Consider the following 20,405-nt stretch of genomic DNA (forward strand, 5'->3'; position numbering starts at 1 on the left):
GAGACGCCGCATGAGCGAAGAGTTCCAGGTACCGCAACCCGCTCCGAGTCAGGAGGCGCGTCAATGGGCGATGTTCTGCCACTTCGCCGCCTTTCTCGGGCTGGTGTTTCCCTTTGGCAATCTGCTCGGGCCCTTGATCGTCTGGCAGGTGAAGAAGGACATGGATCCCTTCGTCGACGCCCAGGGCAAGGAGGCGCTGAACTTTCAGATCAGTGTCGCCCTGGCAGCGGCCCTGTGCTTTTTGCTGATGGTCGTGGTGATCGGTTTTCCGCTGTTGCTGCTGGTCGGCCTGGCGGCGTTGGTGCTGACCATCATCGCCGGCATCAAGGCCAACGAGGGCAAGGCCTATCGCTATCCCTTCAGTTGGCGCCTGGTGAAGTAGGCGAAAGTGCAATAAAAGTTCATCGCGTTTTCAGGGGGAGTGCCTAGTTGCCACCGGACTGGCAAGTTTGTGTGTGGTCTTGTTGTCATGGTTTGGTGTTCCGGACGCCGCATTGGGTGTTTTCAGATATTCCGGGTTTCGCCCCCTCGGGCGACTCACTTTTCTTTGAAATGCGCAAAGAAAAGTAAGCAAAAGAAACGCACCCCCGCCATCCGGGTCTCGCTTCGCTCGACTTCCCTCACTCCGGCACCGCTCCGGGGTCGGCGTACATGGGCCATCCCTGGCCCATTACGCCTCTCGTGGCATCCATGCCACTCGCCCCCTGCGCAGTGCCTACGTTCGGCCTTCTGAAGGGGGCATTCGCGCGCCTGAGAGGACAGGTATGCCAGGTTAGCCCTGCGTGCTCTGGTAGCTGTGGAGTCGTGATGTAGCCGTCGAATTAAACCAATAGTTTCATTCGCGCAGTTTCATGCACATGGGCAGCCTGCCGGCCTGCAGCCGGCATCTCGGTCAGCCCTAGGGCTGACCTCATGCTCAAGCATTCCACGCTAATTCTGGGTTACCTAGGGTTCAGGCGCGTGCAGAGCCCGCCCAGGAGGGTGAGCGGAATCGTCGTGGAAGAGGTTGAGCGACATGGATGTCGCGAAAGCCGCGATGGGCCAGGGATGGCCCACCGCGGCGGGCCTCTGGAACGGCGATGGAGTGAGCGAACCCTCGCGCAGCGAGGGCCGGATGACCGGGCGGAGGGTTTTGGTTACTTTTGCCCGCAAAAGTGACTCGCCCGGGAGGGCGAAACCAAAAACATCAGCAAAAACGCGGCCATCCGGAACAGACACCCAAGCAACCAGCAACCAACACACAAACTTGCCAGTCCGGTGATTTCCCGAGATTCCGCGAAGAACCATAAAAAAGCCGGCTGAGTCAGCCGGCTTTTTCATATCTGCAGATCAGATGCTGAGAATCCAGTCGTAGTCGACGATCAGCGGCGCATGCTGGGAGAAGCGCGGCTGGCGCGGCAGGCGGGCGCTGCGCACGGTGCGACGCATGCCCGGCGTGAGGAGCTGGTAGTCGAAGCGATAACCCAGGTTGAGCATCTCCGCCTGCTCGCTGTCCGGCCACCAGCTGAACTGGTCGCCTTCGCGGCTGACTTCGCGCAAGGCATCCACATAGCCCATGCTGCCTACCACTTCGTCCATCCAGGCACGCTCCGGCGCCAGGAAGCCCGGGGACTGCTGGCAGTCGCGCCAGTTCTTCACGTCCTGCTTCTGGTGCGCGACATGCAGCGAGCCACAGTAGATGTACTCGCGGCGCTTGCGCCGTTGCTTGTCCAGATAATGGGTGAAGTCGTCCATGAACTTGAATTTCTGATTCAAGCTCTCGTCGCCGTCCCGGCCAGTGGGCAGGAGTAGGCTGGCAATACTGACTTTGTCGAAATCTGCCTGCAGGTAGCGCCCGTAGCGATCGGCCATCTCGAAGCCGAGGCCGCTGATCACCGCCTTGGGTTGCAAACGCGAGTAGAGCGCCACGCCACCTTGGCTGGGCACTTCGCCGTCGCATGCATAGAGGAAATAGCCATCCAGTTGGAAAGCTTGGTCGTCCATTTCAAAGGCGGAGGCACGGGTGTCTTGCAGGCAGATCACGTCGGCATTCTGGGCTTGTAGCCAACTGAGCAAACCTCGCTCGGCCGCAGCCTGAATACCATTCACGTTCACACTGATGATCCGCATAAATGGCCCCCAAAAACACGTGCGTGTATGATACCCGAGCTCACTTCATTTAGCTAAATCCGTGCCGTCCGGGGCTTTTTCATGCAAGCGTACCAGCGCGATTTCATTCGCTTCGCCATCGAACGTGGGGTTCTGCGTTTCGGTCAGTTCACCCTCAAGTCCGGGCGCACCAGCCCCTATTTCTTCAATGCCGGTCTGTTCGACAGTGGCCTGGCGCTGGCTCAGCTAGGGCGTTTCTACGCCGCCGCCGTCGTCGACAGCGGCATCGACTTCGACGTGCTGTTCGGCCCGGCCTACAAGGGCATTCCCCTGGCAGCGACCACCGCCGTGGCACTGGCCGAGCATCATCAGCGCGACCTGCCCTGGTGCTTCAACCGCAAGGAGGCCAAGGATCATGGCGAGGGCGGCACTCTGGTTGGTGCGCCTCTGCAGGGCCGCGTGCTAATCGTCGACGACGTGATCACCGCCGGCACCGCCATCCGTGAAGTCATGCAGATCATCCAGGGCCAGGGCGCTCAGGCTGCCGGTACCCTGATCGCGCTGAACCGCCAGGAACGCGGCCAAGGCGAGCTCTCCGCGATTCAGGAAGTGGAGCGCGATTTCGGCATGCCCGTGGTGAGCATCGTCTCGCTCGAGCAGGTCTTGGAATATCTGGCAGAGGATGCTGAACTCAAACGACATCTGCCGGCGGTCGAAGCCTACCGCGCCGAGTACGGAATCTAGCCCCAGACCAAGGTGGCCCTTATGTCTGCACCGCGCCTGACCCGCTACATGCTGCTGCTGAGCCTGACTTTGCCCTTGTCCGGGATGGCCACCGAGCTGTATCGCTACGTCGACGACAAGGGGGTGACGGTGCTCAGCCGCCAGGGCGTGCCGCCGGAATTCATCGGCAAGGGCTACGAGGTGCTCAACGACCACGGTCGCGTGCTGCGAGTGATCCCGCCGGCACCGACGCCGGAGGAGTTCGCCCGGATGCAGGCGGAGAAGGCGCGGGCCAGCAGCGACGCGCAGTTGCTACGCCTGTATAGCAATCTCGAGGACGTCGATCGGGCGCGCGAGCGCAAGCTCTCCGAGCTGGATGGCTTGATCCGCGTGGCGCGTGGCAACCTGCAGTCGGTACGTACCCAGCAGGCCAACCTGCAGAGCAAGGCGGCCGAACACGAGCGCGCCGGGCGCCAGGTACCGGAAAATCTGCTGGTGCAGATCAGTGGTCTGCGGGATGAGCAGGAGCGCCTGCAACGCGAAATAGACCGCTATCAGGCGTCGCGCGCACAGGCTGAGAAGGAATTCGCCGCTGATCGCGCGCGGCTGGCTGAGCTGTTTGGTGGGGGCCTGCGCAAGCAGTAAGCACCTGGTCTCGCTTTCCCTGAGTGATGCATAGGGGGCAGGGCGACAGCTTTGCCCTCTCGTGACCTGTGGGCACCCACGGCTTTGGCCTTCTGCGTCCTTGCAGCCGTCTCCTGGGGGAGATGCGTGGCGACCACCTTTCCCTCTCCCGCCCTTCGGGCACCCCGCTCCGCGCCCCGGCCTGATCGCCAGCGATCAGGCGCCCATCGGCGCAGGAAGCAGTGCTTCCAAAAGCGCGCCTCTTCGCCCCGCAAGCGGGAGAGGGGCATCAGGAAGCCGCATTCGCGGCTTGCTTTTAATGGCGCTTGCGGTTGCTGATCATGGTGCCGTTGCCGGTATCGGTGAAGATCTCCAGCAGCACGGCATTCGGTACCCGGCCATCGATGATGTGCGCGCTGGTGACGCCACCCTGCACCGACTCCAGGGCGCATTTGATCTTCGGCAGCATGCCGCCGTAGATGGTGCCGTCGGCGATCAGTTCGTTGACCTGCTCGGTGGTCAGGCCCGTGAGCACTTCGCCCTGCTTGTTCATCAGCCCGGCGATGTTGGTCAGCAGCATCAGTTTCTCGGCCTTCAAGGCCTCGGCCACCTTGCCCGCCACCAGGTCGGCGTTGATGTTGTAGGACTCTCCGTCCGGGCCGACGCCGATGGGCGCGATGACCGGGATGAAGTCGCCCCTGACCAGCATGTTCAGCAGTTCGGTATTGACCCCGGTGACCTCGCCGACATGGCCGATGTCGATGATTTCCGGCTGGGTCATTTCCGGCGTCTGGCGGCTGACCTTGAGCTTCTTCGCGCGGATCAGGCCGGCATCCTTGCCGGTCAGGCCGATGGCGCTGCCACCGTGCTGGTTGATCAGGTTGACGATGCTCTTGTTGACCTGGCCGCCGAGCACCATTTCCACCACATCCATGGTGGCGGTGTCGGTGACGCGCATGCCGTCGATGAAATGGCTCTCGATGCTCAGGCGCTTGAGCAGATCACCGATCTGCGGGCCGCCACCATGCACCACCACCGGGTTGATGCCCACCGCCTTCATCAGCACGATGTCGCGGGCGAACCCCTGTTTCAGCTCCTCGCTTTCCATGGCGTTGCCGCCGTATTTGATCACCAGGGTCTTGCCGACGAAGCGGCGGATATAGGGCAGGGCTTCGGACAGTACCTTGGCTACCTGGGCGGCGGCGTCACGCTCGAGGGTCATGCAGGGGGCTCCTGGAACAATCGGTCAAAAGGGCAGCTTCAGGTCGGGGGCGACCTTGAGCAGTTGCGCGCGGAACACATCCTGGATGCGCTCCAGCTCTTGCTGGGTGTCGGCCTCGAAGCGCAGCACCAGCACTGGCGTGGTGTTGGAAGCACGGATCAGGCCCCAGCCCTTGGGATAGTCGACACGTACACCGTCGATGCTGGTGAGGTTGGCTTCGCCCCATTGGCCTTCGCGCTGCAGGCGTTCGATCATGCCGAACTTGGTCTGCTCGGTGACCTTGATGTTGATTTCCGGCGTGGAAATGTCGCTGGGGAAGGCGTTGAACACCTGCTCGGCGTCGCGTTTTTCCTGGCTGAGGATTTCCAGCAGGCGCGCGGCGCTGTAGATACCGTCGTCGAAACCGTACCAGCGCTCCTTGAAGAAAATATGGCCGCTCATTTCCCCGGCCAGCAGGGCGCCGGTTTCCTTCATCTTCTTCTTGATCAGCGAGTGGCCGGTCTTCCACATCACCGGGCGACCGCCATAGCCGCTGATCAACGGGGTCAGGCGACGGGTGCATTTGACGTCGAAGATGATGTCGGCACCCGGATTGCGCGAGACCACGTCCTTGGCGAACAGCATCAGCAGGCGATCAGGGTAGACGATGCTGCCGGTGTTGGTCACCACGCCGACACGGTCACCGTCGCCGTCGAAGGCCAGGCCCAGGTCGGCCTTCTCGGCCTTGACCCGGGCGATCAGGTCGACCAGGTTCTCCGGCTTGCCCGGATCCGGGTGGTGGTTGGGGAAGGTGCCATCGACATCGCAGTACATCGGGGTCACGCTGCAGCCCAGCGCCTCGATCAATTGTGGTGCGATCACCCCGGCCGCACCATTGCCGCAATCCACCACCACCTTGAGCGGTCTGGCCAGGGCGATGTCGTCGCGGATGGTCTTGAAGTAACGCTGCAGCACGTCGACCTGCTGCACGCTGCCGACGCCGCTGGCCAGGTCGTTGTCGTCCAGGCGGGTCTTCAGCGCCTGGATTTGTTCGTTGGCCAGGGTGTCGCCAGCGATGATGATCTTGAAGCCGTTGTAGTCCGGTGGATTGTGGCTGCCGGTGAGCATCACCGCCGAGCGGCCTTCCAGTACGTTGGCAGCGAAGTACACCACCGGTGTGGGCACCATGCCGATGTCGGTGACTTCGCAGCCGCAATCGAGCAGGCCCTGTACCAGTTGTTGCAGCAGCTCGGGGCCGGAGAGGCGGCCGTCGCGGCCGACGATGACCTTGGGCTCGCCCTGGGCCAGGCTCTGCGAGCCGATGGCGCGACCGATCCAGTAGGCGTATTCGGCGGTCAGGGTGTCACCCACCACGCCACGGATGTCGTAGGCGCGGAAGATGTCGGCGGGAAGTTTCGGGGCGCTTTGGCTAGTGGTCATTGCGGTGCTCTGCTCCAATCCCAGGAGATCCTGGTCTTCATCGAGAATGTCGATATCGAGGATATCGGTGTCCTGAAACAGCGGGTCGACCAGCTCGGCGGGCTTGATGGCGGGCTGAGCGGCGGAGGCCGCCGGTGCTGCTTTGGCGGGGGCACTGCCGGCGGCGTTGTCACTGCTGCGGCGTGGCAGGCGGGCCAGGCTCTGGGCCAGACCGTCGAGGGCCGGCAGGCTCAGGCTGAAGGCTTTGACGTTTTTGCCCGCAGAGAGTTCTTCGAGCATTTGCCTGAGCTGGCTTGCGTCGCTGTCGAGGCGTCGCAACAGGCTGCCGCGCAGCAGAATCAGGCCGATCAGTGCGCCACCCAGGGCCAGCAGCGCCGCGAGGCCCAGCATCAGCGGCGGCAAACCACCTTGCGCCAGTGCTGGCCCGGGGCTGAACAGCAGTTGCCAATTCGGATTGCCAGTGGCGAAAGTCTGGGCGCTGTCCGATTCGGCCTGGCCGCGTTGCAGCAGGAGCTGGGTAGGGGCGTTGGCGAACTGCTGCTGCAGGCGCACCTGGCCCAGTTCGGCCGGCAATTGCGGCAGGCTGTCGAGCAGGCGGGCCAGATCCACCGCCAGCAACAGCGTACCTTGTGCCGGCTGGCCTTCGCCCTGGCCGATGGCCACGGCGCTGTAGGCCAGCCAGCGCTGACCGACGCGGTAGGCCTCGACGGCTGGGCGTTGGCCGTTTTCCGCGCGGCGCAGCATGTCCAGGCCGGCGAAGTTCATCGGTGCGGCGCGGTTGTTGTCCTGCACCGCCTCACCGCGGCGGTTGAGGTGGGCATCGACCACCCCTGCCCAGTAGCCCAGGCGCTGTTCGGCCTGGCGGATCTGCGCGCTGTCGCCGCTCTGCAGGGCCTGCAACAACTCCGGGTTGCGGGCGGCGGCCAGGGTGTCGGCCTGCAGTTGCTTGAGCGCCTGCTGCACGGCGCTGGCCTGGCTGCTGCCGATGGCCTGCACCAGCTCGCTCTGGCGCGCCTGAGTCTCGCTGTTCTGCACCAGCCAGAGCAGGGCGCCGCCAGCGCCGATGCCCAGCAATGTGGCCAGCAAGCCCGGCAGCAGGGCGCCCAGGGCGAGGCCGCCAGACGTTTTACCGGCCTTGGGCGGCGCGGGGTGGACGGCGGTGGCGGCTTCCTTGGCGTTACGCTTGAAGAGTTTCACGCGTTGGGCTCCTCGGCGAGTCGTTGTCGGTGACGGCGATCAGTGGCTGCCGGAATGGCCGAAGCCGCCAGCGCCACGTTGGGTCTGGTCGAATTCCTCGACCAGCTCGAAACGTGCTTGTACCACCGGCACCAGCACCAGTTGCGCGATGCGCTCGCCAATGGCGATGCGGAAACTGTCCTGACCCCGGTTCCAGCACGACACCATCAGCTCGCCCTGGTAGTCCGAGTCGATCAGGCCGACCAGGTTGCCGAGGACGATGCCGTGTTTGTGGCCCAGGCCCGAGCGCGGCAGGATCAGCGCCGCCAGGCCGGGGTCGGCGACGAAGATCGACAGGCCGGTGGGGATCAGTACGGTCTGCCCCGGCTCGAGGACGATCTCCTCCTTGAGCATGGCGCGCAGGTCGAGGCCGGCGGAGCCGGGCGTGGCGTACTGCGGCAGGGGAAATTCCTGGCCGAGGCGGGGGTCGAGGATCTTGGCTTGCAGAGCGTGCATGGTCAGTTCTTGTTCAGTCGTTCGGCGATGAGGGTGATCAACTGGCGGGCGATCTTGCCCTTGCTGGTCTGGGCGAAGCTGGTTTGCTGCAGCTCACGGTCGATCACGGTGATGGCGTTCTCTTCACTGTTGAAGCCGATGCTGGGGTTGGCCACATCGTTGGCGACGATCAGGTCGAGATTCTTGTCGCGCAACTTGCGCGAGGCGTACTCCAGCAGGTTCTCGGTCTCGGCGGCGAAGCCCACGCTGAAGGGGCGATCCTCGCGACCGGCGATGGTGGCGAGGATATCCGGGTTGCGCACCATTTGCAGGAGCATGCCCTCGCCGCTGCTGGGGTCTTTCTTCAATTTGTGCTGTGCGACCACTTCCGGGCGGTAGTCGGCCACGGCCGCGGCGGCGATCAGCACGTCGCAGGGCATCGCCGCTTCGCAGGCGGCGAGCATGTCGCGGGCGCTGATCACGTCGATGCGGCTGACCCGATCCGGCGTCGGCAGGTGCACCGGGCCGCTGACCAGGGTGACCTTGGCACCGGCTTCGGCAGCGGCTTCGGCCAGGGCGAAACCCATCTTGCCGGAGCTGTGGTTGGTGATGTAACGCACCGGGTCGATGTTCTCCTGGGTCGGCCCGGCGGTGATCAGCACGTGCAGGCCGTCGAGGGCCTGGCGCTGGAAGCAGTCGGCGGCCAGATTGGCCAGGTCGGTAGCTTCGAGCATGCGCCCGAGGCCGACGTCACCGCAGGCCTGGCTGCCGGAGGCCGGGCCGAACAGGCGCATGCCACGCTGCTGCAGCAGTTCCAGGTTGGCCTGGGTGGCGGCGTCGCGCCACATGGCCTGGTTCATCGCCGGAGCCAGGGCGATGGGGGCATCGGTGGCCAGCACCAGGGTGGTCAGCAGGTCGTTGGCGATGCCCTGGGCCAGGCGCGCGATCAGGTCGGCGGTGGCCGGGGCAATGAGGATCAGGTCGGCCCAGCGGGCCAGCTCGATATGGCCCATCGCCGCTTCGGCGGCTGGGTCGAGCAGGTCGAGATGAACGGGGTGGCCGGAGAGGGCCTGCAGGGTCAGCGGGGTGATGAATTCACGGCCGCCCTGGGTCATTACCACACGCACTTCGGCGCCTTGATCCTTGAGCCGGCGAACCAGTTCAGCGCTCTTGTAGGCGGCGATACCGCCCCCTACGCCGACGATGATGCGTTTGCGATACAGCCGCTGCATAGGCCTGCCTTGTCTGGACGGATGGATGTGCGCCATGCGGCCAACGCCTCCCCAGGCCGACCGCAGGCAAAAAAGATGGGCTACGATAGCACAGCGCCCGCAGCGGAACAGCGGGCGCCTGACTCGACAGGGAGGTGTATGAGAATGAGCATTCGTAACTGGCCTGCGGCAGAGCGCCCGCGGGAAAAACTGCTGGCCCAGGGCGCGGCGGCGCTGACCGATGCCGAGCTGCTGGCGATCTTTCTGCGTACCGGCGTGGCCGGCTGTAGTGCGGTGGAACTGGCGCGGCGCCTGCTTGCCGAGTTCGGCAGCCTGCGCGCCTTGCTCGAGGCCGAGCTACCCGACTTCAGCCAGCATCTGGGCCTGGGCCCGGCCAAGTACGCGCAATTGCAGGCGGTGCTGGAAATGGCCAGGCGCCATCTGGCCGAGCGCCTACGTCGTGACTCGGCGCTGGAAAGCCCGCAGGCGGTGCGTGATTACCTCAAGGCGCAACTGCGCCATGAGCCGCATGAGGTCTTCGCCTGCCTGTTCCTGGACTCCAAGCACCGGGTACTGGCCTTCGAGGTGCTGTTTCGCGGCAGCATCGACAGCGCCAGCGTGTATCCCAGGCAGGTGGTCAAGCGTGCCCTGGCCAACAATGCCGCGGCGTTGATCCTCACCCACAACCATCCTTCCGGTGTTTGCGAGCCGAGCCAGGCTGACCGTGTGCTGACCCAGCGCCTGAAGGACGCGCTGGCGCTCGTGGACGTGCGCGTACTCGACCATTTCATCGTTGGCGATGGCGAGCCGCTGTCCATGGCCGAGTTGGGCTGGATGTAGGGCTGGCGCTCCGCGCACGGTCGGCTGATTTGTCCGCGAAAAGGGTAGACGTCGGAGCCGCCAGGATCGCGAGTGAATCCGCCCCAGGTCAGGGCTTCAGGCTGACCTGGGCGAAGTCCTGGCGGCCGAACGGGCTGACCTGATAGCCCTGAACCCTGGCGCTGAGCAGGGCGAACGCCGTCGGATGGGCCAGCGGCAGCCACAGCGCCTGCTCCTGGATGATCTTCTGCGCCTGATGATAGAGGCGGCTGCGCTTGGCCTGGTCGCTGCTGGTCTTGCCTTCGGCGATCAGCTTGTCCAGGGTCTCATTGCAGTAGCGGGCGAAGTTCAGCCCGGATTGCACCGAGGCGCAGGCGAATTGCGGGGTGAGGAAGTTGTCCGGGTCGCCGTTGTCGCCGGCCCAGCCCATGAACAGCAGGTCATGCTCGCCGGCCTTGGCGCGGCGGATCAGCTCGCCCCATTCGATCACGCGGATTTCTGCGTCGATACCCACCTTGGCCAGGTCGGCCTGCAGCAGTTGTGCGCCGAGATTGGGGTTGGGGTTGAGCAGGCTGCCGCTGGGGCGTGTCCAGATGGTGGTCTTGAAGCCATCTTGCAGGCCTGCTTCGGCCAGCAGGGCGCGGGCCTTGTCCGGGTCATGGGGGTAGCCGGGCAGCTCGCTGGCGTAGCTCCAGGTATTGGGCGGGTAGGGGCCATTGGCCGGCTCGGCGCTGCCCTCGAACACGGCCTTGACGTAGCTGGCCTTGTCGAAGGCCAGGTTGATGGCCTGGCGCACCAGCGGCTTGTCCAGTGGCGGGTGCTGGCTGTTGATGGCTACGAAGGCGGTCATGAAGGCAGCGGTCTGCGCGCTTTTCAGCTTGGTGTCGTCGGCGATGGCTTGCACGTCCTGCGGCTTCGGCGACAGGGCGATCTGGCATTCGCCACGGCGCAGTTTCTGCAGGCGCACGTTGCTGTCCGGGGTGATGGCGAAGACCACCTTGTCCATGGCCGGTTTGCCGCCGAAGTAGTCGGGGTTGGCGCGGTAGCGCACCACGGCATCCTTCTGGAAACGCTCGAAGACGAACGGGCCACTGCCGATGGGGGCACTGTTGAGCTTCTCCGGTGTACCGGCAGCCAGCAGCTTGTCGGCATATTCGGCTGGGTAGATGGAGGCGAAGCCCATGCTCAGGGTGGCGAGGAAGGTGGCATCGCGACGGTTCAGGGTGATGCGTACGCGGTGCGCGTCCGGCGCCTCGATCTTGGCGATCAGGCTTGGCCACTGCATCGACTGGGCATGTGGGTAGCCGCTGGCGGCGACCTTGTGCCAGGGGTGCTGCGGATCGAGCATGCGCTGGAAGCTGAACAGCACATCCTGGGCATTCAGGTTGCGGCTGGGGGTGAAGTCGGTGCTGTGGTGGAATTGCACGTCATCGCGCAACTGGAAGTCATAGACCAGGCCGTCGTCCGAGACCGACCAGCTGCGCGCCAGGCTCGGCAGCAGCTTGCCCTGCTCGGCGTCGAACTCCACCAGGCGGTTCATCAGCATGTCGGCCGAGGCGTTGGTGGTGGTCAGCGAGTTGTACTGCACCACGTCGAAGCCATCCGGGCTGGCTTCCGTGCAGACGGCGAGGGTGGCGGCCTGGCTCAGCAGGGGCGCGCAGAACAGCGTGGCGAGTAACAGGCGCATGGTCGATTCCTCATTGGTTCCCGGTGATGACGGCACGCATGAACCCTAGTCGATTTGCTCGGTGCTGAATACCATTTGCAGGCGACGAGCGGTCATTGGCGAGCGAGGCCTCATGCCTACGGCGCTTGGTCGTTCCGGGCTGCGTTTTATCCTGCGTTTTTCCTTGTTGCGCCCAAGGCTTTCTGGTATAAAGCAGCGCTCTTTTCTAGGGGCCCGGTTCTTGCGCTATCCAGTGCGCCCGGTAAGACCCTCGAGAAACGCGGCGCCGAGCGCCAATGACATTGAGTTTAAGCGGCCAACCCATGCCGGGTTGGGCATGTGGTTTTAGAGGGCTGAGGCATGTCGAGAGTCTGTCAAGTTACCGGTAAGGGTCCGGTAACCGGGAACAACATTTCCCACGCAAACAACAAAACCCGTCGTCGTTTCCTGCCGAACCTGCAGCACCATCGCTTCTGGGTCGAGTCGGAGAAGCGCTTCGTACGTCTGCGCGTATCTGCCAAGGGCATGCGTGTCATCGACAAGCGCGGCATCGATGTAGTGCTGGCCGAGCTGCGCGCTCGCGGCGAAAAGGTTTAAGGAGAGAGTCATGCGTGAACTGATCCGTTTGGTGTCCAGCGCCGGTACCGGCCACTTCTACACCACCGACAAGAACAAGCGCACTACTCCCGACAAGATCGAGATCAAGAAGTACGATCCTGTCGTGCGTAAGCACGTGATCTACAAGGAAGCCAAGATCAAGTAATTGATCGCCGCTTGCCGCGAAGAAACCCGCCCTTATCGGCGGGTTTTTTTATGGGGATTCGCGGCATCTCGGGGAGGTTGGTATTGATATCGGACTGGCGAGTTTGTGTGCTGCTTGGTCTTCTGGACGCCGCTGCGGTGTGTGCAGGAGTGAGCGAACCCTCGCGCAGCAGGGCGGGGGCGCCTAGCTCGGATGAAAGGGCGGAGGTTTTGGTTACTTTTGTCGGGCCGGCCATCCGGGCAAAAGTGACTCGCCCGGGAGGGCGAAACCAAAAACATCAACAAAAACGCGGCAATCCGGAACAAGCACCCGAACAACCAACAAGCCAACACAAACTCGCCAGCCCCGCGTCAACCAAGCATTTTCCTGTCTGGAGCTTCAAGCGTGATCGGCCAACTGCGCCAGTGGCTGCGGGCGGCCGACGTGGTAGCCCTGGGCATAGTCGACGCCGAGCTGGCGCAGGCACTCCAGGCTCTGCTGCGTTTCGACGAACTCGGCCACCGTCTGCAGGCCGAGCTGTGTGGCGATCTGCTGCATCGAGCCGACCATGGCCTGGTTGATCGGATCCGTTTCGATGCCCCGGATGAAGCTGCCGTCGATCTTGAGGATGTCCAACGGCAGTTGGCGCAGGTAGGCGTAGGAGGCGAAGCCGCTGCCGAAGTCGTCCAGCGCCACCTTGAGGCCCTGGCTGCGCAGTTCCTCGATCCATTTGGTCGATACCGCCAGTTCACCCAGGGCCACCATCTCGGTGATCTCGATGCACAGCTTGGCGGCCGGCAGTGCGTGTAGTTGCAGGGTGTCGTGCAGCAGGGCGTGAAACCCTGGATCGAGCAGCGAGTCGGCGCTGATGTTGAGGTTGACCTGCTCCAAGGCCTGCAGGTGCCGTGGATTGGCGGCCAGCCAGGTGCACAGGTGGCGGACTACCCAGCGGTCTATGGCGCCGAGAAAGCCGTAGCGCGCCGCCGCATCGAGAAACTGTGCGGGGCTGATCCACTCGCCGCTGTGTGGGTCGCGATAGCGTAGCAGCACTTCGTAGTGCAGACCGCTGCGCGCTTGCTGCAGGGGCTGCACTGGCTGGAAGAACAGCTCGAAGTGATCCTCTTCGGTGGCTTCGCGCAGGCGGGTGATCCACTGCAACTGACGTTGATGCTCGAGCAACGCGCCATCGGCGGGGTTGAAGGCATGCACACGGTTGCGCCCCTGATGTTTGGCCAGTTGCATGGCATTGCTGGCCCAGCTCAGGGCGGTTTCCCAATCGCGGGCGCCGGCGTCGAGAGCTAGCAGGCCGATGCTGGCGTTGAGGCGAAAGGGGCGGCCCTGCCAGGTGAAGACGAACTGCTCGATGCTCTGGCGCAGCGTCTGTGCCTGCTCGGTGGCCGCGTCATCGTCCGCAGCGTGCAGGAGAATGGCGAATTCGTCGCCGCCGATGCGCGCCAGCGCGCTGTCTTTGGGCAAGGTATGACCCAGTTGGTAAGCCACCTGGCGTAGCAACTGGTCGCCGGCCAGATGGCCGCACAGGTCGTTGACCTGCTTGAAGCGATCCAGGCCCAGGTACAGCAGATGACTGAAGCGCATCGGGCCTTGGCCGCTCAGGGTCTGCGAGAGCAGGCGTTCCAGCTCGCGCCGATTGTGCAGGCCGGTCAGTGCGTCATGGCTGGCCTGATGCTGCAGGCGCTCTTCCAATGCGCGGCGCTCGTTAAGGTCGACCACTATACCTTCCATGCAGGCCTGCCCCGGTTGTCGGTGCAGCGAGAGATAGACCCAGTGTGCGCGCCCGTGCTGGTCGTGGATCTGGCACTCGCGGCTGACCGTGCCGCCGGCTTCGTCCAGCCCCGTCAGCAGTTCGTTCCAGCTGGTCTCGCCGAGCAGCCGTTGCAGCGTGCTGCCCTGTACGTCATCGCCCAGCAGGCGTATCAGGCTGGGGTTGGCCTCGACGAGCTGACCGTCACGTTGGCAGCGGAAAATGCCTTCGCCACTGTGGCGGAAGAGGGCGTGGTACTGCTCGAGGTTGTCGATGGCCTGGGCCTGGGTGTGCGTGAGGATGCGGCGCATGCGTTCCAGTTGCTTGTCGAGCAGGGCGCCGAACATCAGCATGCTGAGCACCGGCATTGCCGCATTGAGGTTGTGCAGGCCTGCCGGCCAGGCGGCTAACCCGGCACGGCTCAAGGGCAGCATGAGCATCAGCAATAGGGCCCCGCTCCAGCACAGCAGGTAGCCCAGGGCGTAGGCCCGGCGCAGGCGCAGGGCCAGCAGCAATAGCAGCAGTTGGTAGGCGCCGCTCAGCAGGATCAGCAGATTGAGCAGGTTGTAGGTCTGCGGGTGATCGCTCAGGTAGCCGCCGATGCACACCAAGGCGATGGCCGCGAAGAGGGGCTCGCGCAGCCAGCGCAAATGCCGCATCGGCAATTGCAGGGCACAGGCCAGAAACAGCGAGCTGAAGATCAGCATACCGGCCGTGGATAGGTTGATCAGCAGGCGCCACAGTTCTGTCGGCGCATTCATCGCCAGGCCGGCGATGCCGTACAGATTGGCGTTATAGAGGGCTGCGCAGAGGGCGGTGAGGCTGAAATAGGCCTGGGCGGTTTCGCGCAGAGTACTGAAGCGGATCAGGTAGAACAGCGCCAGGCTGAACAGGGCGCCCACCAGTAAGCCACTGCGCAGCCAGCTCCGTGCGATCAGCGGCTCGCTGTGAGCGTCGCCGATCAGTTGCAGTGGCAGATGAATCGAGGAATGACTGCTGACGCGCAGCAGCAGGGTGTAGGTGCCCTGGGCCTGGACGGCGGGCAGGGCCAGCATGAACTGTGGATAGGGCTCGCCACGGGCGGCGAACGGCAGGCGGTTGCCGCTGTGTAGCTGGCCGAGGTTGCGCTCGCCATCGAACAGCCAGACGTCCAGATGATCGAGAAAGGGGGTGGCGACGATCAGGTGCAGCGGCTCGGCGCTGGGCACGCGCAGGCGCAGTGCCTGCCACCAGGTGCTGCTGGAGTAGCCGATGCGGGCGCTGCCGAGCACCGGCGTACCACGCTCGCTCAGAGCCTGCAGGGCTTGTCTGGCATCGAGCTGTGCCGACGGGTCCTCCAGCAGCAGGCTGTGCTCGATGTTCACCGGCCTGGCCAGATCGGCAGTGCTGAGCTCCAGCAGCGGCAGTGCGCTGTCTGCCCAGGCCGGCAAGGTGCAGGCCAGGCAGAGCAGCAACATCAGTGAGTGAAGCGGTCGAAGCATCCTGGGCGCCTCATGGCTACTACGAGGGCGCCGAAGTCCGGTGGATGGGGTTGGATCCGCAGGGCGGTCGGGCGCAGGTGAATTCTAGCCGACTACCGGCGCTTCGATTGCGCGGCCGGTCTCATCCCTTTGGATCACGTGACAGGTGCGCGGCTCGATCACGCCGCTTGCGCGCGCTCCTCTACTGCCTGCCTGGAGCGGCTCCAGCGATTGGCACGGGCGAATGTGCCGAAGTCGTTGAAGCGCACACCCATCTCGCGCATCACTCGATGGGCGAAGGGCACGGTCAGCTGACGAATGTAGAAGGGCTCCTTGACCACGAAATGGTGGATCGCATGGCTGCTGCCGAAGTTGAAGCAGAAGGCCTGCAGCGGCCACAGCCACCAGGGGTTGAGCACCTGGGTCTGCTGGATCACGTTGCCCGGCTCCACATCGCCGTAGTAGTGCATGTTGGAGCTGACGAAGTGCAGGCAGAAGGTGCGCAGCACGTTAGGCCCGACCAGCACCACCACAGCGATGTTCACCCCATCCATCACACTCAACGTCGTGGCCGACCAGGCGATGGGGGCGCCGAGCGCGGCACTGGCCCAATCCAGCAGATGGAAGCCGAGAAACAGATACCAGGTTGCCCAGTTGAGCAGCCCCAGCGGCGCGTAGACTTTCAGCGTGCGGCTGAGGATCAGCCGGCGGTGTTGCGGGTTCTTCGCCCGCAGCCAGCGGATGAAGGAACTCATCATGTTGTCGCCAACCATCAGCAGGCGGGCGATGCCCCAGGGCTCGCCGTTGGTGATGGCGCGCTCCTCCATGTCGGCTTCGCTGCCGGACACCTTGTGATGGTTCAGGTGCAGGTGGCGGCGTACCCAGGGGTTGATGGTGCTCGGTCGCGCCAGCCAGACCAGCGCCAGCATCAGGTTGTGCGGCAGGGGGCGCTTGCGAAAGTACATCGAGTGGATCAGGTCGTGCTCCAGCTCGTGGGTCAGCGAGGCGAAGAAGGCATTGAGCAGCAGGCAGGCCCACCAGGCCAGATGGCCTGCGATATAAAGCGCTGCCGAGCCGAGCATGCCGCACAGGGCGAAGGCCAGGATGCCGGCGCCGAGCGCGTCCTGATGCTGCAGGGTCGGGTAGCGCTGGCGCAGGGCGTTGCCGTGGGCCATCACCTGTTCGCGGATATAGGCGGCGCGTTGCTGATCATTAAGGCTTGCGGGAGAAGGGGACATACCGACATCCTCTCGTTATTGGGCTGTGACTTCAGAGCACCTGCAAAAACCTGGGCGATGGCACCACAGGAAGTTGCTGAAGGTGCCTTTAACTGTGCCGTGACGCGCGTCGCAGCGCTCGGCTCTGCACGCCAACCTGCCTACCGGATACGCCAATCTGCATGAACGCCGAACCTTCCACCCTGGCTAGCTGGACCCGCGCCCTGGCAGGCGGTGTTCCGCGCGCCGCTGCAGTTCGGCGCCGAGCAGAGCCTGCTGCGCTTTGCGCGCACGGCGTTCGAGCAACGGCTGGACGACGGCAATCCGGAGCTGGCCGCGCACAACGAAACCGTGCTCAGGCGCAGCCTGGAGCAGTTGCAGGCGGCCACTTACAGCGAGCGGGTGCGCAGTTGCCTGGAGGCGCAGTTGCCCGATGGCGAGCCCTCCGCCGAGCGCATTGCTCAGGCACTGCACCTGAGTTTGCGCAGCCTGCAGCGCCACCTGGCCGAGGAGGGCAGCAGTTACGAGGCGCTGCTCGGCGAGACGCGCCACGCCCTGGCGCTGCGGCATATGCGCGACCCACGCTATTCGATCAGTGAAGTGGCCTACCTGCTTGGCTTCAGCGACAGCAGCAGCTTCGGCCGCGCCTTCAAGCGCTGGACCGGGCAGACGCCTAGCCAGTACCGCGATGGCTGCACCAGCCCATGACCGCGTACGACCTGATCCTCGCTGGGGGCGGGCGCGCCCATCTTGGCGTACTGCGCCGCTGGGCACTGGTGGAGCGCCCGAAAGGTCGCATTGCCTTGCTCTGCCCCGGCCCGCATGCCTGGTACGCCGGCATGCTGTCCGGGTTGCTCGGTGGCCGCTTCAGCGCGGCGCACTGCCGGGTGGAGCTGCAACCGCTATGTCGTGCCGCCAAGGTCGAGCTGATCGAGGGCGAAATCGCCTCGCTGGATGCCGCCGCGCGAGTCCTTCAGCTCGACGACGGGCGCCGCCTGCAAGGGGAATGGCTGTCACTCGACGTCGGTGCCGGAATGGCCATTCCCCCGCAGCAGGGCGATGCCATGCAGGTGCTGGCCGCCCGGCCCATCGACAGGCTGCTCGAAGGCTGGCAGCAGTGGCAGGCCCAGCCTCGGCGCCTGGCCATTCTCGGCGGTGGTGTGCAAGGCGTGGAGCTGGCCCTGGCATTGGCCGACCAGGTGCCGGCGCTGGCCCTGTTCTGCGCTGGCCAGTTGCTCGATGGGCAGTCACTGGGGCTACGCATGCGCGCCCTGGGCCACCTGCGCCTGCATGGCGTGCAGGTACGCGAGCACTGCCCGATCGGGCGGATCGACGATGACTGGCTGCTCAGTGGCGACGAGCCGGTCTGGCGTGGTCGGCGCCTGCTCATTGCTGGCGGCGCCCCGCCCTTGGCCTGGCTGCGCGAGGCGGGGCTGGCCTGTGATCGGGAAGGCTTCGTGGCCATCCGCGAAAGCCTGCAAAGCCAGTCGCACGCGCAGATTTTCGCCGTGGGCGAGTGCGCCACCCTGCTCGACGTGCCGCGTAGCCAGAGCCGTTCCTCGCGCCAGGGGCGGGTGCTGGCGGCCAACCTGCAGGCGGCGCTGCAGGGTCGGCCGCTGCGCCTGTATCGAGCACCGCGCCAGGGCCTGACGCTGATGGCCAGCGGCGACGGTGGGGCGCTGCTGGACTGGCGTGGCTGGAGCGCCGATGGTCAGTTCTACGGACGCTGCAAGGATTGGCTGGACGAACGCTTCATGCGCCGCCATCACCTGGCTGGTTAGGTGGCGTTGTCCTTGCGTACAGGCTAGGCTGCGACCAAAGTGTCATGGCGGTCATGTTGGCCGAGTGGTCGAATCAAGAATCACTTGGCTGGCGATCCCGCGAAGGTCGCTGCCGATCAATCTGCCGAGCCCTTGGCCGTTCAGGCCGGCGAGATGATCAAGGAGGTCGTCCATGCAAGCGTCCGCTCCTCGTGCTGCCATGCGCACCAGAACAAGAATTTCGAGGTCGGTCATGCAAGCTGCTTTTGTCCGTTCCCCTGTCGCCTGTCTGCTGCATGCCCTGGGCCTGGCTGCCCTGATGCTGCTCTACCTGCGCATGCAGCTACCGGCATACGTCAGCATTCCGTCCTTGATGATCCTGGCGCTGTGGCCCTGGCTTGGGCCCTGGCAGCGCCGCGACGAGCCTGACAGCACGGCCAGGCCGCCTGCTTCGGCTGTGGCCAGCGATTTCACCGAGATCAGTCGGGGGCTTTCCCGCCATACCTGTCACAATGCCCTGTCCGCAGCGCGCGTGGCCCACGCCGTGCAGCAACTGGCGGGGCGCCTGCAATCGCAACTGGCGGCGGTGGAACAGGTGAGTCAGGCGGCTGCCGCCATCACCACTACCGAGCAGGACAGTGCCGAACGCTCTGCCACCACCCTGGCCGCCGCCGAGCAGGTGCGCAGCGCCAGCAGCAGCGGGCAGGACGAGTTGAGCCAGGCCATCGCACGCATGCGTCAGCTCAGCGAACAGACTCACGCCAGCCGTGAACTGATCGATGGCCTGGGTAGCCGTACCGAGCAGATCGAACAGGTCACCCAGGTGATCCAGTCCATCGCCAGCCAGACCAACCTGCTGGCGCTCAATGCCGCCATCGAGGCGGCACGTGCCGGCGAGATGGGCCGTGGTTTCGCCGTGGTGGCCGATGAGGTGCGCAACCTGGCGGCGCGCACTGCCAGCGCCACCGAAGAGGTCAGCCAGATGGTCGCCGATATCCGTCAGCAGAGCGAAGCGGTGGTCAGCCATATCCAGCGCCAGAGCGGCGAGCTGGAGCAGGCGGCGGTGCAGATCGAGCAGGCTGGCCAGCACCTGCACGGCATTGCCGATCAGGCCGGGGAAGTGGAGCAGCAGGTGGCGCAGATCAGCGCCGGCACCGCGGACAATCATCAGCGCCTGGCCGGCCTCTCGGCTGCCGCCTTGCAACTGCACGATGACGTGCAGGGCAGCGAGGGCCAGACACGGCAGTTGGCGGTGGCTGCCGATCAGCTCGTGGGCCTGGCCGAGACGGTCAGCGAACAGCTCGCCGAGGTGGGACTGGACGATTATCACCAGCGCATCTACGACCTGGCCCGCGAAGGTGCCGCCGCCATCGGCGCACGCTTCGAGGCCGATATCGAGGCGGGTCGCATCACCCTCGACGATCTGTTCGACCGGCAGTATCAGCCGATTGCCGGCACCCAGCCGCAGAAGTATCGCACTCGTTTCGACCAGTACGCCGACCAGATCCTGCCGGCGCTGCAGGAGCCGTTACTGAGTCGTCACGACGGCCTGGTGTTCGCCATCGCCACTACGCCCGAAGGCTACGTGCCGACCCACAACCAGGCGTTCAACCAGCCGCCGAGCGGTGACCCGGCGGTGGATGCCGTGCGTAGCCGTGGCAAGCGCCTGTTCAACGATCGTACCGGCATTCGTTGTGGCAGCCATCAGCAGGCGTTGCTGTTGCAGACCTACATGCGCGATACCGGCGAGCTGATGCACGACCTGTCGGTGCCGATCTGGGTGCGTGGCCGACATTGGGGCGGTTTGCGCCTGGGCTACAAGCCCGAGCCCTGAGCGGCTGGTCACGATCTGCTGCGTGGCGTCAGTTTTGACGCCGGACTGGCAAGTTTGTGTGTGGGTTGTTGGCTTGTTGGTTGTTCGGGTGCTTGTTCCGGCTTGCCGCGTTTTGTTGATGTTTCTGGTTTCGCCCTCCCGGGCGAGTCACTTTTGGGGCAAAAGTAACCAAAACCTCCGCCCTTTC

General features: G+C 64.6%; 17 protein-coding genes and 1 pseudogene. 9 read left to right on the forward strand and 9 right to left on the reverse strand.

The features are described from left to right. Window positions 1-10 precede the first annotated feature (10 nt). Window positions 11-382 (forward strand): DUF4870 domain-containing protein, encoded by a 372-nt coding sequence (locus ACSVIK_RS21395; protein ID WP_442446218.1) that lies wholly within the window; start codon window positions 11-13, stop codon window positions 380-382. Window positions 383-1,329: 947 nt separating this feature from the next. On the opposite strand, the gene ACSVIK_RS21400 is transcribed toward ACSVIK_RS21395, so the two are convergent. Further along, window positions 1,330-2,109 carry an exodeoxyribonuclease III gene (locus ACSVIK_RS21400; protein WP_268179758.1) on the reverse strand — a complete coding sequence of 260 codons (780 nt, stop codon included), beginning with the start codon at window positions 2,107-2,109 and terminating at the stop codon, window positions 1,330-1,332. Window positions 2,110-2,190: 81 nt separating this feature from the next. On the opposite strand from ACSVIK_RS21400, the gene pyrE reads away from it, so the two are divergent. Both pyrE and ACSVIK_RS21410 read left to right on the forward strand, forming a co-directional pair. Beyond that, window positions 2,191-2,832 carry an orotate phosphoribosyltransferase gene (pyrE, locus tag ACSVIK_RS21405; protein WP_442446219.1) on the forward strand — a complete coding sequence of 214 codons (642 nt, stop codon included), beginning with the start codon at window positions 2,191-2,193 and terminating at the stop codon, window positions 2,830-2,832. A gap of 21 nt (window positions 2,833-2,853) precedes the next feature. Next, window positions 2,854-3,456, forward strand: a complete 603-nt coding sequence (locus ACSVIK_RS21410) for a DUF4124 domain-containing protein (RefSeq protein WP_442446220.1) — start codon at window positions 2,854-2,856, stop codon at window positions 3,454-3,456. A gap of 295 nt (window positions 3,457-3,751) precedes the next feature. Here ACSVIK_RS21410 and argB read toward each other — a convergent pair whose 3' ends face one another. From argB to coaBC, 4 genes are all read right to left on the reverse strand, one after another. Beyond that, entirely contained in the window at window positions 3,752-4,657 is a 906-nt protein-coding gene (gene argB, locus ACSVIK_RS21415) for an acetylglutamate kinase (RefSeq protein ID WP_442446221.1), read from the reverse strand. A 24-nt stretch (window positions 4,658-4,681) separates the two neighbouring features. Continuing rightward, window positions 4,682-6,076 carry a phosphomannomutase/phosphoglucomutase gene (gene algC, locus ACSVIK_RS21420; protein WP_442446230.1) on the reverse strand — a complete coding sequence of 465 codons (1,395 nt, stop codon included), beginning with the start codon at window positions 6,074-6,076 and terminating at the stop codon, window positions 4,682-4,684. 1,236 nt (window positions 6,077-7,312) lie between these two features. After that, window positions 7,313-7,768, reverse strand: coding sequence for a dUTP diphosphatase (gene dut / locus ACSVIK_RS21425; RefSeq protein ID WP_268179751.1), 456 nt, complete (start codon window positions 7,766-7,768; stop codon window positions 7,313-7,315). Window positions 7,769-7,770: 2 nt separating this feature from the next. Further along, on the reverse strand, window positions 7,771-8,979 hold the full coding sequence (gene coaBC, locus ACSVIK_RS21430; RefSeq protein WP_442446222.1) for a bifunctional phosphopantothenoylcysteine decarboxylase/phosphopantothenate--cysteine ligase CoaBC: 1,209 nt from the start codon (window positions 8,977-8,979) through the stop codon (window positions 7,771-7,773). Window positions 8,980-9,123: 144 nt separating this feature from the next. Here coaBC and radC point away from each other — a divergent pair, with 144 nt between their 5' ends. Then, window positions 9,124-9,798: a RadC family protein gene (radC, locus tag ACSVIK_RS21435; RefSeq protein ID WP_268179747.1), complete on the forward strand. Its 675-nt coding sequence runs from the start codon at window positions 9,124-9,126 to the stop codon at window positions 9,796-9,798. Window positions 9,799-9,886: 88 nt separating this feature from the next. Here radC and ACSVIK_RS21440 read toward each other — a convergent pair whose 3' ends face one another. Further along, a complete protein-coding gene (locus tag ACSVIK_RS21440; protein ID WP_442446223.1) occupies window positions 9,887-11,464 on the reverse strand; it encodes an ABC transporter substrate-binding protein in 1,578 nt (525 codons plus the stop codon). 339 nt (window positions 11,465-11,803) lie between these two features. Here ACSVIK_RS21440 and rpmB point away from each other — a divergent pair, with 339 nt between their 5' ends. Beyond that, window positions 11,804-12,040: a 50S ribosomal protein L28 gene (gene rpmB, locus ACSVIK_RS21445; RefSeq protein ID WP_003242523.1), complete on the forward strand. Its 237-nt coding sequence runs from the start codon at window positions 11,804-11,806 to the stop codon at window positions 12,038-12,040. Between the two features lie 10 nt (window positions 12,041-12,050). Next, complete coding sequence (rpmG, locus tag ACSVIK_RS21450) at window positions 12,051-12,206, forward strand: 50S ribosomal protein L33 (RefSeq protein WP_012703270.1); 156 nt, start codon at window positions 12,051-12,053, stop codon at window positions 12,204-12,206. Between the two features lie 378 nt (window positions 12,207-12,584). Here the strand turns inward: rpmG and ACSVIK_RS21455 are convergent, their stop codons facing one another. Both ACSVIK_RS21455 and ACSVIK_RS21460 read right to left on the reverse strand, forming a co-directional pair. Further along, on the reverse strand, window positions 12,585-15,428 hold the full coding sequence (locus ACSVIK_RS21455; RefSeq protein ID WP_442446224.1) for an EAL domain-containing protein: 2,844 nt from the start codon (window positions 15,426-15,428) through the stop codon (window positions 12,585-12,587). A 158-nt stretch (window positions 15,429-15,586) separates the two neighbouring features. Next, on the reverse strand, window positions 15,587-16,645 hold the full coding sequence (locus tag ACSVIK_RS21460; RefSeq protein ID WP_442446225.1) for a fatty acid desaturase: 1,059 nt from the start codon (window positions 16,643-16,645) through the stop codon (window positions 15,587-15,589). A 180-nt stretch (window positions 16,646-16,825) separates the two neighbouring features. On the opposite strand from ACSVIK_RS21460, the pseudogene ACSVIK_RS21465 reads away from it, so the two are divergent. Both ACSVIK_RS21465 and ACSVIK_RS21470 read left to right on the forward strand, forming a co-directional pair. Further along, window positions 16,826-17,332: pseudogene (locus ACSVIK_RS21465) on the forward strand (helix-turn-helix transcriptional regulator); the annotation flags it as partial. Next, a complete protein-coding gene (locus ACSVIK_RS21470) occupies window positions 17,329-18,405 on the forward strand; it encodes an FAD-dependent oxidoreductase (RefSeq protein WP_442446226.1) in 1,077 nt (358 codons plus the stop codon). The pseudogene ACSVIK_RS21465 and the gene ACSVIK_RS21470, both read left to right, overlap by 4 nt. A gap of 51 nt (window positions 18,406-18,456) precedes the next feature. Here the strand turns inward: ACSVIK_RS21470 and ACSVIK_RS21475 are convergent, their stop codons facing one another. Continuing rightward, window positions 18,457-18,639: a hypothetical protein gene (locus tag ACSVIK_RS21475; RefSeq protein ID WP_442446227.1), complete on the reverse strand. Its 183-nt coding sequence runs from the start codon at window positions 18,637-18,639 to the stop codon at window positions 18,457-18,459. A 118-nt stretch (window positions 18,640-18,757) separates the two neighbouring features. On the opposite strand from ACSVIK_RS21475, the gene ACSVIK_RS21480 reads away from it, so the two are divergent. Then, window positions 18,758-20,218: a methyl-accepting chemotaxis protein gene (locus ACSVIK_RS21480; RefSeq protein ID WP_442446231.1), complete on the forward strand. Its 1,461-nt coding sequence runs from the start codon at window positions 18,758-18,760 to the stop codon at window positions 20,216-20,218. Window positions 20,219-20,405 lie beyond the last annotated feature (187 nt).

The sequence above is a fragment of the Pseudomonas sp. NCHU5216 genome, assembly GCF_052156495.1.
Taxonomy (GTDB): Bacteria; Pseudomonadota; Gammaproteobacteria; order Pseudomonadales; family Pseudomonadaceae; genus Aquipseudomonas.